The 13,524-nt window shown below is 66.0% G+C and carries 14 protein-coding genes and 1 riboswitch; of the genes, 13 read left to right on the forward strand and 1 reads right to left on the reverse strand.

The window, feature by feature from the left end; translation table 11 throughout:
- The first annotated feature begins 195 nt into the window (after nucleotides 1-195).
- Nucleotides 196-276, forward strand: a riboswitch (ZMP/ZTP riboswitch).
- Between the two features lie 16 nt (nucleotides 277-292).
- The 9 genes from JI743_RS03245 to JI743_RS03285 all read left to right on the forward strand — a co-directional run bounded on the left by JI743_RS03245 (nucleotide 293) and on the right by JI743_RS03285 (nucleotide 9,384).
- Complete coding sequence (locus JI743_RS03245; RefSeq protein WP_201925886.1) at nucleotides 293-925, forward strand: LysE family translocator; 633 nt, start codon at nucleotides 293-295, stop codon at nucleotides 923-925.
- 89 nt (nucleotides 926-1,014) lie between these two features.
- Nucleotides 1,015-1,974, forward strand: a complete 960-nt coding sequence (gene miaA, locus JI743_RS03250; RefSeq protein ID WP_201925888.1) for a tRNA (adenosine(37)-N6)-dimethylallyltransferase MiaA — start codon at nucleotides 1,015-1,017, stop codon at nucleotides 1,972-1,974.
- Nucleotides 1,975-2,059: 85 nt separating this feature from the next.
- Nucleotides 2,060-3,814 (forward strand): biosynthetic-type acetolactate synthase large subunit, encoded by a 1,755-nt coding sequence (ilvB, locus tag JI743_RS03255; protein ID WP_201925890.1) that lies wholly within the window; start codon nucleotides 2,060-2,062, stop codon nucleotides 3,812-3,814.
- A 4-nt stretch (nucleotides 3,815-3,818) separates the two neighbouring features.
- Nucleotides 3,819-4,334 (forward strand): acetolactate synthase small subunit, encoded by a 516-nt coding sequence (gene ilvN / locus JI743_RS03260; protein WP_201925891.1) that lies wholly within the window; start codon nucleotides 3,819-3,821, stop codon nucleotides 4,332-4,334.
- A gap of 76 nt (nucleotides 4,335-4,410) precedes the next feature.
- Entirely contained in the window at nucleotides 4,411-5,472 is a 1,062-nt protein-coding gene (gene ilvC, locus JI743_RS03265; RefSeq protein WP_498370455.1) for a ketol-acid reductoisomerase, read from the forward strand.
- Between the two features lie 155 nt (nucleotides 5,473-5,627).
- Nucleotides 5,628-6,761 (forward strand): 8-amino-7-oxononanoate synthase, encoded by a 1,134-nt coding sequence (locus tag JI743_RS03270; RefSeq protein ID WP_201925893.1) that lies wholly within the window; start codon nucleotides 5,628-5,630, stop codon nucleotides 6,759-6,761.
- Complete coding sequence (gene bioD / locus JI743_RS03275; protein ID WP_201925895.1) at nucleotides 6,758-7,486, forward strand: ATP-dependent dethiobiotin synthetase BioD; 729 nt, start codon at nucleotides 6,758-6,760, stop codon at nucleotides 7,484-7,486. The genes JI743_RS03270 and bioD overlap by 4 nt, the downstream gene beginning before the upstream one ends.
- A 104-nt stretch (nucleotides 7,487-7,590) precedes the next feature.
- A complete protein-coding gene (locus tag JI743_RS03280) occupies nucleotides 7,591-8,853 on the forward strand; it encodes an adenosylmethionine--8-amino-7-oxononanoate transaminase (RefSeq protein WP_201925897.1) in 1,263 nt (420 codons plus the stop codon).
- A gap of 126 nt (nucleotides 8,854-8,979) precedes the next feature.
- Nucleotides 8,980-9,384, forward strand: a complete 405-nt coding sequence (locus tag JI743_RS03285; RefSeq protein WP_201925900.1) for a DUF805 domain-containing protein — start codon at nucleotides 8,980-8,982, stop codon at nucleotides 9,382-9,384.
- Between the two features lie 42 nt (nucleotides 9,385-9,426).
- Here the strand turns inward: JI743_RS03285 and JI743_RS03290 are convergent, their stop codons facing one another.
- Nucleotides 9,427-9,906, reverse strand: a complete 480-nt coding sequence (locus tag JI743_RS03290) for a YHS domain-containing (seleno)protein (protein ID WP_201925901.1) — start codon at nucleotides 9,904-9,906, stop codon at nucleotides 9,427-9,429.
- A 162-nt stretch (nucleotides 9,907-10,068) separates the two neighbouring features.
- Between JI743_RS03290 and JI743_RS03295 the strand changes: the two genes are divergently transcribed.
- From JI743_RS03295 to leuA, 4 genes are all read left to right on the forward strand, one after another.
- A complete protein-coding gene (locus tag JI743_RS03295; RefSeq protein WP_201925903.1) occupies nucleotides 10,069-10,470 on the forward strand; it encodes a hypothetical protein in 402 nt (133 codons plus the stop codon).
- 96 nt (nucleotides 10,471-10,566) lie between these two features.
- Entirely contained in the window at nucleotides 10,567-10,935 is a 369-nt protein-coding gene (locus tag JI743_RS03300) for a hypothetical protein (RefSeq protein WP_201925905.1), read from the forward strand.
- Nucleotides 10,936-11,047: 112 nt separating this feature from the next.
- Nucleotides 11,048-11,539 carry a rhodanese-like domain-containing protein gene (locus JI743_RS03305; RefSeq protein WP_201925907.1) on the forward strand — a complete coding sequence of 164 codons (492 nt, stop codon included), beginning with the start codon at nucleotides 11,048-11,050 and terminating at the stop codon, nucleotides 11,537-11,539.
- A gap of 212 nt (nucleotides 11,540-11,751) precedes the next feature.
- On the forward strand, nucleotides 11,752-13,416 hold the full coding sequence (leuA, locus tag JI743_RS03310; protein WP_236659671.1) for a 2-isopropylmalate synthase: 1,665 nt from the start codon (nucleotides 11,752-11,754) through the stop codon (nucleotides 13,414-13,416).
- The last annotated feature ends 108 nt before the right edge of the window (nucleotides 13,417-13,524 follow it).

The following is a 13,524-nucleotide window of genomic DNA, read 5'->3' on the forward strand; positions in this document are numbered from 1 at the left end:
CCTTGGCTCGCGGCGCGCGCCGCCCTTCCCTTATCGCGGGCGCCGCGGTCTGCGGCAAGAGTGCTTTGGCAGTCGGGCGGCCGATGCCGCGGCGCGATGGCGGCCGACGACGATCCGGTGTCCGCTAAAGCCCGGGTTTCATCGCGCGAAGAACTCTCCCTATTGCGCGCCTGACAGCCGGCGGCAATAGCATCGCCCGTCTCGCGTGACTGACGCTTGAGATGGGGCACCATCGGGAAGCGCGAGCATGATCGGCCGCGCGTCTGGGCATCCATCTCGCAAGGAGGAACCGATGCCCCAATCCGAAAATCTGCTCGCCTTCGCCATCATCGCGCTCGGCATGGTGCTGACGCCCGGTCCGAACATGGTCTATCTGATCTCGCGCGCCATCTGCCAGGGCCGTTCGGCGGGCGTGATTTCGCTTGGCGGGGTCGCGCTCGGCTTCGTCTTTTACATGCTCTGCGCCGCGTTCGGGATCACAGCGCTCGTGATGGCGGTGCCCTTTGCCTATGACGCAATCCGCTTTGCAGGCGCGATCTATCTGCTGTGGCTCGCTTGGCAGGCGGTGCGACCGGGCGGGCGTTCGCCGTTCGAGGTCAAGGATCTCGCCGTCGACCCGCCGGCAAAGCTTTTTGCGATGGGGTTCCTGACCAACCTGCTCAACCCCAAGATTGCCGTCATGTACCTGTCGCTTCTGCCGCAATTCATCTCGCCCGATGCCGGCGGGATACTCGGTCAGGCGCTCGTGCTTGGCACGACACAGATCATGATCAGCATAATCGTGAATCTTGCGATCATCGTGTCGGCCGCATCGATCGCGCGCTTCCTTGTCCGGCGGCCCAGCTTTGCGAGCATCCAGCGCTGGGTGATGGGTACGGTGCTGGCGGGGCTCGCGGTGCGGATGGCGACCGAAGCACGTCGTTGAACGCTACCCGGACCGCCCGGCGGCGCAGGGGGAACAGTTGACGACACGGCCTCGCACGTTGGCGTGCGGGCTGTTATCACCATCGGAATATGAACCAGTCCCTTCCTTCCTCTTCCAACCGCCCTCCCCTGGCGCTCATCGTCGGTCCGACCGCGAGCGGCAAGAGCGCTCTTGCAGTCGCGCTGGCGCAGGCCCTCGGCCGGGCGCAGGTCGTCAATGCCGACGCGAGTCAGGTTTACCGCGACCTCGCGGTCCTTTCGGCGCGCCCGACGGACGAAGAGATGGCGGGGGTGCGCCATTGCCTCTTCGGCCATGTCGATGGCGCCGAAGCCTATAATGCCGCACGCTGGGCGCAGGAGGCGCGCCGCGCGCTCGCCCATGCGTGGGAGGATGGCGACGTCCCCATCCTCGTCGGCGGCACCGGCATGTATCTGCGCACGCTCTTGTTCGGCATCGCACCGGTTCCCGACATCGATCCCGACGTCCGCGCCAAGGTGCGCGCGCTGCGCCTCGACGACGCCTATGCCGCGCTTGGGCGCGAAGATCCCGTCGCGGCCGAAAAGCTCGACCCGACCGACGGGCTGCGCATCGCCCGCGCGCTCGAGGTTATCCGTTCGACCGGCCAGCCGATCGCGGCATGGCAGCGTTCGCTCGTCGGCGGCATTGCCGACACTGTGACGCTCGTTCCCCTCATCCTTCTCCCGCCGCGCGGCTGGCTGCGCGAACGCTGCGACCATAGGCTCGCGCAGATGTTCGACGGCGGCGCGATCGAAGAGGTTGAGGCGCTCGTCGCGCGCGGACTCGACCCCGATCTGCCCGTGATGCGCGCCATCGGCGTTCCGCAAATCGCGGCCTTTCTGACGGGCGAGCTGTCGCGTGACGAGGCGCTGGCGCGGGCACAGGCGGCGACGCGCCAATATGCGAAACGTCAGTTCACCTGGTTCCGCCACCAGCCTCCGCCCGAATGGCCACGGCACGCAGAGTCATTAAACAACGATTCTATCAATAAAATTGCAACAAAATTACACGATAGATTATTGACAGGATAGAATCATGCACTTATTGCCCGCAACCCTGTTGCAGCGCACAAGGCGCGTGCCCTTGCGGCTGCCAGATTGAAGAAGGAGTTTCGTCGTGACGGAAATGAGTGGTGCCGACATGGTGGTTCAGGCGCTGGTCGACCTCGGGGTCGATACGGTGTTCGGCTATCCGGGCGGCGCCGTGCTTCCGATTTACGACGCGCTCTTCAACCATCCGCAGATCAAGCATATTCTCGTCCGCCACGAACAGGCGGCGACGCACGCGGCCGAGGGCTATGCGCGCGCGACGGGCAAGCCCGGCGTCGTGCTCGTCACCTCGGGTCCCGGTGCGACCAATGCCGTCACCGGCATCACCGATGCGCTGCTCGATTCGATCCCGATGGTCGTGCTCACAGGACAGGTTCCGACGAACCTGATCGGCACCGACGCCTTTCAGGAATGCGACACGGTCGGCATCACCCGCCACTGCACCAAGCATAATTATCTGGTGATGGACCCCGACCGGCTCGGCCCGGTGATCCACGAGGCCTTCTTCATCGCGACGCACGGCCGCCCCGGCCCGGTCGTCGTCGACATCCCCAAGAATGTGCAGGTCGCGACCGGCAGCTACACCGTGCCCGAGCGGATCGAGCATAAAAGCTATCGCCCGCAGATCGAGCCCGACGCCGACCCGATAGCCAAGGCGATCGCGCTCATCGCCGCGGCCGAGCGCCCCGTTTTCTATTCGGGCGGCGGCGTCATCAACGCCGGCCCCGACGCGAGCGCGGCGCTGCGCCAGCTCGTGGCGCTCACCGGCGCGCCGATCACCTCGACGCTGATGGGGCTCGGCGCCTTCCCGTCGGACGACCCCAAATGGCTCGGCATGCTCGGGATGCACGGCACGTACGAAGCCAATATGGCGATGAACCGCGCCGACCTGATCATCGCGGTCGGCGCGCGCTTCGACGACCGCGTCACCGGCCGTCTCGACGCCTTCGCGCCCGAGGCGAAGAAAATCCACATCGACATCGACCGAAGCTCGATCAACAAGATTGTCCCCGTCGATATCGCGATCGTCGGCGACGCCGGCCGCGCGCTCGACGCGCTCATCGCCGCGTGGCAGGACCGGGGGCATCAGGCGCGCGACCTTGGCGAATGGTGGCGCCGCATCGACGGCTGGCGCGCGACGCGCTGCCTCGATTTTCCCGAAAAGACCGAGGCGTCGGCCGAGATCATGCCGCAGCGCGCGATCAAGGCTTTGTTCGACGCAACGCGCGGCCGCGACCCGATCATCACGACCGAGGTCGGCCAACACCAGATGTGGGCGGCGCAGCATTTCGGCTTCTCGGCCCCCAACCGCTGGCTCACCTCGGGCGGGCTCGGCACGATGGGCTATGGCTTCCCCGCCGCCGTGGGCGCGCAGATCGCCAAGCCCGACCGCCTCGTCGTCTGCGTTGCGGGCGAAGCGTCGCTCCAGATGAACATCCAGGAAATGGGCACGGTCAGCCAGTACCGCCTGCCGGTGAAGATCTTCATCCTCAACAACGAATATATGGGGATGGTCCGCCAGTGGCAGGAACTCACCTATGAAAGCCGCTATTCGAACAGCTATTCGGACAGCCTGCCCGATTTCGTGAAGCTCGCCGACGCCTATGGCTGGACCGGGCTGCGCATCGACACGCTCGGCGAACTCGAGGACGGCATTCGGACGATGATCGACACGCCGGGTCCGGTGATCGTCGACTGCCGCGTCGCCAAGCTCGCCAACTGCTTCCCGATGATTCCGTCGGGCGCGGCACACACCGACATGATCCTCCAGCCGAGCGACGTCATCGGCACGATGGACGACGAAGCGAAAGCATTGGTCTAGCCCCATGAAAATCCAAACCGAAGCGGGCGAGCGCCATGTGCTCGCGGTCACCGTCGACAATGAATCGGGCATCCTCGCCAAGATCACCGGCATGTTCTCGGCGCGCGGCTATAATATCGAGAGCCTGACCGTCGCCGACATCAGCGCCGATCATGCGGTGTCGCGGATCACCATCGTCACCAGCGGTCCGCCCGCGGTGATCGACCAGATCATCGCGCAGCTCGACCGGCTGGTGCCCGTCCACAGCGTCACCGACCTCACCGACCAGGGCGCGCATGTCGAGCGCGAAATTGCGCTCGTCAAGGTCGCGGGCACGGGCGACAAGCGGATCGAGGCGCTGCGCATGGCCGACGTCTTCCGCGCCAAGGTCGTCGACACCACGCTGACGAGCTTCATTTTCGAAATCACCGGGTCGAGCGACAAGGTCGACCGCTTCGTCGCCTTGATGCGCGAATGCGGGCTGGTCGAGGTCGGCCGCACCGGCGTCGTCGCCATCGCTCGCGGGGCGGAGGCGGTTTAGGGTTTACGTCTTGGGTTTCAACTTGTCGTCACCCCGGACTTGATCCGGGGTCCATGGATGCCGGATCAAGTCCGGCATGACGAAAAACTACAGGGAAGAAGACATGCAGGTTTATTACGATCGCGACGCCGACCAGGATCTGATCAAGGGCAAGAAGGTCGCCGTCGTCGGCTATGGCAGCCAGGGCCACGCGCACGCGCAGAATATGCGCGACAGCGGCGTCAAGGAGGTTGCGATTGCGCTCCGCCCGGGTTCGGCAACCGCAAAGAAGGCCGAGGCTGCGGGCTTCAAGGTGATGACCAATGCCGAGGCGGCTGCCTGGGCCGACGTCATCATGATCGCCGCGCCCGACGAGCATCAGGCGAAAATCTACGCCGACGACATCGGCCCGAACATGAAGCCCGGCGCCGCGCTCGCCTTCGCGCACGGCCTCAACATCCACTTCGGCCTGATCGAGGCGCGCGCAGACATCGACGTCTTCATGGTCGCGCCCAAGGGGCCGGGCCACACGGTGCGCAGCGAATATCAAAAGGGCGGCGGCGTCCCCTGCCTGATCGCGGTGGCGCAGGAGGCCGAAGGCAACAGCGGCAACGGTTACGCCAAGGCGCTCGCCCTCTCCTATGCCTCGGCCGTCGGCGGCGGGCGCAGCGGCATCATCGAAACCACCTTCAAGGAAGAGTGCGAAACCGACCTCTTCGGCGAACAGGCCGTGCTCTGCGGCGGCATCACCCACCTGATCCAGGCCGGGTTCGAAACGCTGGTCGAGGCAGGCTATGCCCCCGAAATGGCCTATTTCGAATGCCTCCACGAAACCAAGCTGATCGTCGACCTCCTCTATGAAGGCGGCATCGCGAACATGCGCTATTCGATCTCGAACACCGCCGAATATGGCGACATCAAGACCGGCCCGCGCATCATCACCGACGAGACCAAGGCCGAAATGAAGCGCGTCCTCGCCGACATCCAGTCGGGCCGCTTCGTCAAGGATTTCGTCCTCGACAACCAGGCCGGCCAGCCCGAGCTGAAGGCCAGCCGCAAGGCCGCCGCCGCGCACCCGATCGAACAGACGGGCGAAAAGCTGCGCGCGATGATGCCGTGGATCGCCAAGAACAAGCTCGTCGACAAGGCGAAGAACTGAACCTTCTGTCTCCCCTCCCCTTCAGGGGAGGGGCAGCGAGACTCGCGGGTCATGCCCGCTAGTCGCAGCGGGGTGGGCGTTGAGCTGGCTGAAGGCGGCGACCCCCACCCCAACCCCTCCCCTGAAGGGGAGGGGCTTATTGATAGAGGCCGCGCATGACGCCCCCCTTTGCCCCCCACCGCGCCGATCTCGCCGCGCTCGCCGCCGACGACCGGCGCCGCGCGCTCGCGCCGCGCACGGGGATCGACTTTGCCTCGAACGACTATCTCGCGCTCGCGGGTTCCTATGCGCTCGCCGAGGCGCTTGCCGAGGGCGCGGCGCGCGGTATCCCCGCGGGTTCGGGCGGCTCGCGCCTGCTGCGCGGCAACCATGAGGAGCATGAGGCGCTCGAAGCCGACGCCGCGCGCCATTACGGGACCGAGGCCGCGCTCTTCTTCGCGACCGGCTTTGCCGCCAACGCCGCGCTGTTCGCGACGCTGCCGCAGCGCGGCGACCTCGTCGTCCACGACGAACTCATCCACGCGAGCGCGCACGACGGGATGAAGCTCGGCCGCGCCGGGCGCATCGACGCGCGCCACAATGACGCGCAGGCGTTCGACGACGCCATTGCGCGCTGGCGGCGCGGCGGCGGCGTCGGCACGCCGTGGATCGCCGTCGAAAGCCTCTATTCGATGGACGGCGACCGCGCCCCGCTCGCCGATCTCGCCGCCGTCGCCGACCGCCACGATGCGGTCCTCGTCATCGACGAGGCGCATGCGACGGGGGTTTACGGCCCCGCGGGACAGGGGCTCGCGCACCAATATGCCGGCCGCCCGAACGTCATCACCCTCCACACCTGCGGCAAGGCGCTGGGGACCGAGGGCGCGCTGCTCTGCTGCCCCGCGATCGTCCGCGATTTCCTCGTCAACCGCGGCCGCCCCTTCATCTTTTCGACTGCGCCCTCGCCGCTGATCGCGTGGCTCGTGCGACAGGCGCTCGAAATCGTCGCGACCCAGCCCGAGCGCGCGGCGCGCCTCGACGCGCTTGTCCGCCACGCCGAACATCGCCTCGCCGCGCTCGGCCTGCCGTCGAGCGGCAGCCAGATCCTGCCCGTCGTCATCGGCGACAACGCCCGCACAATGCGGATCGCCGCCGCGCTCCAGGCTGCCGGCTTCGACATTCGCGGCATCCGCCCGCCGACCGTACCGCACGGCACCGCGCGGCTGCGCATCGCGCTGACGCTCAACGTCGGCGAAAGCGACATCGACGCGATGACGGAGGCGCTGTCGGCCGCTATGGCCGCGGCATGACCAGGCGCTTCATCGTCACCGGCACCGACACCGGCATCGGCAAGACCATCTTCTCCGCCGCGCTCGCGGGCGCGCTCGGCATTCCCTACTGGAAGCCGATCCAGTCGGGCCTCGAAGACGAAACCGACAGCGAAACCGTCGCCAAACTCCTCCCTGCGGCGAAGCCGTGGGGAGGGGGACCGCGCCCGACGGGCGTGGTGGAGGGGCAAGAAGGACAAAGCCCCTCCGTCAGTCCTGCGGACTGCCACCTCCCCATCGCTTCGCAACAGGGAGGAACGATCCTCCCCGAAGCCTATCGCCTCGTCACCCCCGCCTCCCCGCATATTGCGGCCGAAATCGACGGCGTGACCATCGACGCCGCCGCCCTCACCCCGCCCCCCGGCGACCTGCTCGTCGAGGGCGCGGGCGGCGCGCTCGTCCCCGTCACGCGCTCGCTGCTCTACGCCGACCTGTTCGCGCGCTGGCAGATCCCCGTGATTATCTGCGCCCGCACCGCGCTCGGCACGATCAACCACAGCCTGCTGACGATCGAGGCGCTGCGCGCACGCGAAGTCCCGATCCACGGCATCGCCTTCATCGGCGACGCGGTCGAGGACAGCGAGGCGATCATCTGCGACCTCGGCAAAGTCCGCCGCCTCGGCCGCCTGCCGATCGTCGATCCGCTGACGCCGGAAACGCTCGCGGACGCCTTCGCCACGAACTTCGACCTCACTGATTACCAATAATCATACGTCATCCCGGCGAAGGCCGGGATCTCGCCCACTCGACCCAACGCACCGGCGAGATCCCGGCCTTCGCCGGGATGACGAAATGAGGTAGGGCGCCCGATATGACCACCACCCCTTCCCCCGTCTGGCACCCCTTCACCCAGCACGGCCTCGGCGAACCGATCCCGCTCATCGACCGCGCGGAGGGCGCGCGCATCTACGACGCCCTCGGCAATAGCTGGATCGACGCCATCTCGAGCTGGTGGGTCACGACGCACGGCCACGCGCACCCGCGCATCATGGCGGCGATCCGCGAGCAGTCGGAAAAGCTCGACCAGCTCATCTTCGCGGGCTGGACGCACGAACCCGCCGAGACCCTCGCCGCCGAACTCGTCCGCATCACCCCCGACCCGCTCACCCGCGTCTTCTTTTCGGATTCGGGATCGACCAGTGTTGAGGTCGCGCTCAAGATGGCGCTCGGCTATTGGGCGAACGTCGGCGCGGACCGCAGCCGCATCCTCGTCCTCGAACACAGCTATCATGGCGACACGATCGGCGCGATGTCGGTCGGCGAGCGCGGCGTGTTCAACCGCCCCTATCAACCTTTGCTCTTCGACGTCGGCACCATCCCCTTCCCGCACGAAGGGCGCGAGCAAGAGGCGCTCGACGCGCTCGAAGCCGCCTGTCGCGAAAAGCCCGCCGCCTTCATCGTCGAGCCGCTGATCCTCGGCGCGGGCGGCATGCTCGTCTATCCCGCATGGGTGCTCGCCGAAATGCGCGCCATCTGCGCGCGCCACGATGTGCTGTTCATCGCGGACGAGGTGATGACCGGATGGGGCCGCACCGGCACGCGCTTCGCCTGCGACCAGGCGGGCGTCATCCCCGACATCCTGTGCCTGTCCAAGGGGCTCACCGGCGGCGCGGTCCCGCTCGCGGTGACGCTGTGCATCGAACCGATTTTCGCCGCGCATCTTTCCGAAGACCGCGCGCGGCTCTTTTATCATTCGAGCAGTTATACCGCGAACCCGATCGCCTGCGCCGCCGCCAACGCCAATCTCGCCATCTGGCGCGACGAGCCGGTGCAGGCACGCATCGACGCGCTCGCCGACGCGCAGGCCGCGCACCTTGCAATGCTCGCCGCGCACCCGCGCGTCGCCAACGCGCGCCGCCTCGGCACCATCGCCGCGCTCGACGTCGTCGCGACCGACACCGGCTATCTCTCGAACCTCGCCCCGCGCCTCACCGCCTTCTACCGCGACCGCGGCGTCCTCCTCCGCCCGCTCGGCAACAGCATCTATGTCATGCCGCCCTATTGCACGACGGCGGACGAATTGGCGGAGGTGTGGCAAAGCATTGCCGTGTCGCTCGATGAAATCACTCGGTAGCAATTCGGAACGGCTTAAAGCTTGTTAGCTACTTGTTCTCGTCGATTTATTTGTTAGTCCCTCTATCTGTTCAGTCATCAAGGCCGAACACTGCAGCTCGTGCAACAAGGAAAACGGGGGACAAATATGGAATGGATGCTGATGCCGCTAAAACGCTACGCCGAATTTTCGGGGCGTTCGCAGCGGAAAGAATATTGGATGTTCACGCTCTTCATGGTGCTTGTAATCGCGGCCCTGATGTTCGGTGCGGCACTATTGGGCGGCTTTGACGACACCGACGACACAAGTATCGGCGGCGCAATTTTTCTGTTGCTCCTTATCGGTTTCGTGCTCGTCACCGCCATTCCTTCGATTGCGGTCACCGTTCGGCGACTACACGATCAGGACAAATCTGGCTGGTTCTATTTGATCAGCTTTGTCCCATACGTCGGAGGAATCATCATGTTTGTATTCATGTGCATCGACGGCACCCACGGATCGAACCGATTTGGGCCGGATCCCAAAGGCGGTCATAGCGAAATTTTCGCCTGACCGCCCAATTTTGATCCACGGATGCGAAGGGACGGGGTGGGCTTACCCCCCGAACTTCGCGTCCGCCGGGATCACCTCCCAATTCTTGTGCCCGTTCGCGATATTCGAGTCGCGTTCCTTCAACCACATTGCGCGCACGTCGCGGTTGAAGTTGAGGTAGAGCTTGCCGTCGACCAGCGTATAGGCGAGCGGGTCGCCGGGCGCGAGATAGCCGCGCGACATCGCCCATGCGCAATGTCCGCCGAACTGCGGCGCAAAGGCTTCGGGGTTGGCGGCAAAGCGTGCGGCATTGGCGGCATTGGCGAAATGATAGACCGCGCCGTCATGCTCGACCGCATGTTCGGCCTTGCCCATCACCGGGTCGCCGCCGGTTTCGAAATAGCTCACCGTGTCATAGCCGCTCACGGCGACATTGCCGCCCTCGACCCCGACATAGACGGGCTTGGCGTGAGCGGGCGACAGCGACAGCGCGAGCGGCGCGAGCAGCGCCGCGAATAGTGCGAACAGCGACCTTTTTTTCATGACATTTTCTCTCCGGACGGCGCCGGCCCGATGCCGGGCACCCGCAAGGCTTCGCGCGGTCCGGCATTTCGGTTACACCAATCCCCTTGCCCATCCGGTTCGGCTGAGGTTCATCTTCAGGGCCTAGCATCGGGTGCGGGATGGGTTATCGGGAATGCGCGCATGAAAAACTTGTCCTCCCTCATCCTGCCCTTGCTGCTCCTCGCGACCCCGGCGCTCGCACAGGAAGAGGAAAGCCTCGCCCAGTCGAGCACGCCGCCCCAGAAAACCTCGATCCTCTATACCTATGGCGACGAACCCTGCCCCGAAGGCGCCGCGAACGAAATCGTCGTCTGCGCGCAGCAGCCCGAATCCGAACGCTATCGCGTGCCCAAGGAATTGCGCGAGGAGCTGAAGGACGACGCCCCCGCGGGCGGCGGCAGCTGGGCCTCGCGCGTCGAGGGCTATGACGGCATCGCGCGGCAGACGCGCCCCGACAGCTGCTCGGCGGTCGGCAGCTATGGCTTCACCGGCTGCGCGGCGCTCGCATTGCGCGAGTGGTTCGAGGCGAAGCGCGCGCCCTGATCGGGTCCGGCGATACGGCGCACCCATATTGTCACATCGCGGCGCTACAGCCCGCATCGGGGCCGCTTTTCCGCCCCTTCGCAGGAGCGCAGTGCGATGAGCGAACTGGTACGCGAAATTGTCGAACTGAACGCCGGGATCGACGGCGACGAGGACAGCCCGCTGCTCGTCGTCGAGGTCGAGGGGCTCGCCCCCACCGCCGGCTGGACGCAGGTGCGGCTCGAACCGCATGTCTATATCACCCCGCCCGACGACGGCTTCCAGGATTTCGACCTTGTCGGCGACCGTCCCGCCGATCCGGCGGCAGAGGTCATGACCGCGGTCGAGGCCGGATGGGAAGGCCCGCTCGACGACTGGGTCATCGGCGTGCGCGTCCACGCCATCGACAATATGATCGAGGACGAGATTTTCGAACCCTGGGACGAAGCCGACGACGCCGACGACGCCGACAGCGAGGCTGCCTGACTCCCCCGCACTGCGCCGGGCCGCGTCGCGGCGCGGTCCGGCGACATTTTCGGTTCATCGTCCGTCCATCGGTGCGGGTTTAGCGTCTCCCCATATCCCTGGGAGGACCCTCATGCGCCGCACATTCTGCCTCGCCCTTGCGCTCGCTGCCGCCCCTTCGGCGCTGGCGCAGGCAAATCCCCAGATCGACTATCCCGCCTTCGCCGCGCTCACCGCAAGCGTCGCGCCGCAGCGCGCCGAGCGCCTGCTCGCCTTCGACGCCTTCAAGGCCGAGGCCGCGAGGCCCGGCGCGCTGCTGCTCGACGCGCGGTCGAAGGACGCCTTTGCGCGCGGCCATATCAAGGGCGCAGTCAACCTGCCGCTCACCGATTTCACCGCGGCCAGCCTTGCCGCGGTCATCGGCCCCGACGCGAACCGGCCGATCCTCATCTATTGCAACAATAATTTCTCGAACGACCAGAGCCCCGTCCCCGTCAAGGCGGCCGCGCTCGCCCTCAATATCCAGACCTTCATCAACCTCGTCGGCTATGGCTATCCCAATGTCCGCGAGCTTGCCGATGTCGTCGATTTCACCGATCCGAGGGTCGAGTGGGTGACAGGCTGAGCGCGCCACGCGCGCAATTATCGCACTCCCCCCTTGCCAAGCGCGACATTTTGCATCACTAGGACGCGCATGCGTAGCGCCAAGCTTCTTCTTCTGCGACTTACACGCCCTTGGGCGTGACGTTCGGCCTGCGCGACTAGCGGCGGGCCACGGCGCCCAAGGGTCATCGGCACACACCCCCGCAATTTACCAAGCAGAAGACGACCAGAACCATGACGATGCTCCGCGACCCCTCGGTCAAATATTCGCCCTTCCCGCAGGTTCCGTTGGCCGACCGCCAGTGGCCGTCGCGCACGATCACCCAGCCGCCGATCTGGCTCTCGACCGACCTTCGCGACGGCAACCAGGCGCTGATCGACCCGATGGATGCGGAGAAAAAGACGCGCTTCTTCGACCTCCTCGTCCGCTGCGGGCTCAAGGAGATAGAGGTCGGCTTTCCGGCGAGCGGCGCGACCGATTTCGACTATATCCAGAACCTCGTCCGATCGGGCCGCATCCCCGACGATGTGACGCCGCAGGTGCTGACGCAGGCGCGCGCCGACCTGATCCGCACCAGCTTCGACAGCCTTCAGGGCGCACGCACCGCGATCGTCCACCTCTATAACGCGGTCAGCCCCGCGTGGCGCCGCGTCGTCTTCAATATGGAGATGCCGCAGATCAAGCAGATCGCGATCGACGGCGCGAAGCAGCTGCGCGACAATGCCGCGCGCCTCCCCGGTACCGACTGGCGTTTCGAATACAGCCCCGAAACCTTTTCGACCGCCGAGCTCGATTTCAGCATCGAGGTGTGCGCCGCGGTGATGGACGTGCTGCAACCCACCGCCGACAAGCCGATCATCCTCAACCTCCCCGCGACGGTCGAGGCGGCGACACCGAACATCTATGCCGACCAGATCGAATATTTTGCCAGGCATTTGCCCAACCGCGAAGCGGCGCTGATATCCTTGCACACCCACAACGACCGCGGCACCGGCGTCGCGGCGGCCGAGCTCGGCCTGCTCGCGGGCGCCGACCGCGTCGAGGGCTGCCTGTTCGGCAATGGCGAGCGCACGGGCAACACCTGCCTCGTCACCATCGCGCTCAACATGTACACGCAGGGCGTCGACCCCGGCCTCGACTTTTCGGACATCGACGAAGTCATCGCGACGGTCGAATATTGCAACAACATCCCCGTCCACCCGCGCCACCCCTATGGCGGCGAGCTGGTGTACACCGCCTTTTCGGGCAGCCACCAGGACGCGATCAAGAAAGGCTTCGCCGCGCGCGAACGCCAGAATGACGAAAAGTGGGAGGTGCCCTACCTCCCCATCGACCCCGCCGACCTCGGCCGCGATTACGAAGCGGTGATCCGCGTCAACAGCCAGTCGGGCAAGGGCGGCGTCGCCTGGGTGCTCGAACAGGACAAGGGGCTGAAACTACCGAAGAAGATGCAGGCGAGCTTCAGCCATGTGGTGCAGGCGCTGGCCGACCAGACAAGCCGCGAGCTCGCCGCCGACGACATCTGGCACGCGTTCGAGGCGCATTATCTGGCGAGCGAAGCCAAGCGCTTCCAGCTCGTCGACTGGTCCGAATCGCACAGCGGCCCCGACCGCATCTTCGCCGGCAAGCTCACCATCGACGGCCAAACGCGCAGCGTCAGCGGCCGCGGCAACGGCCTGATGAGCAGCGTCATCGCCGCGCTCGGCGAAAGCGGCGGCCCGCTGATGGACATCGTCGATTACAGCGAACACGCGATTGGCCACGGCAGCGACGCGCAAGCCGCCGCCTATGTCGAATGCCGCACGGCGGACGGGCGCAGCCTGTTCGGCTGCGGCCTCGACACCGACGTCGCGACGGCAAGCGTGCGGGCGATCCTTTCAGCCGCCAACGGGGCATAAATATCCTCCCTGTTGCGCAGCAATGGGGAGATGGCAGCGCAGAATCCTCCCTGTGCCCGCAGGGCATGGGGAGGGGGACCGCTCGCAAAGCGAGTGGTGGAGGGGGGC

The organism is Sphingopyxis jiangsuensis, from assembly GCF_016734905.1.
Taxonomy (GTDB): domain Bacteria; phylum Pseudomonadota; class Alphaproteobacteria; order Sphingomonadales; family Sphingomonadaceae; genus Sphingopyxis; species Sphingopyxis jiangsuensis.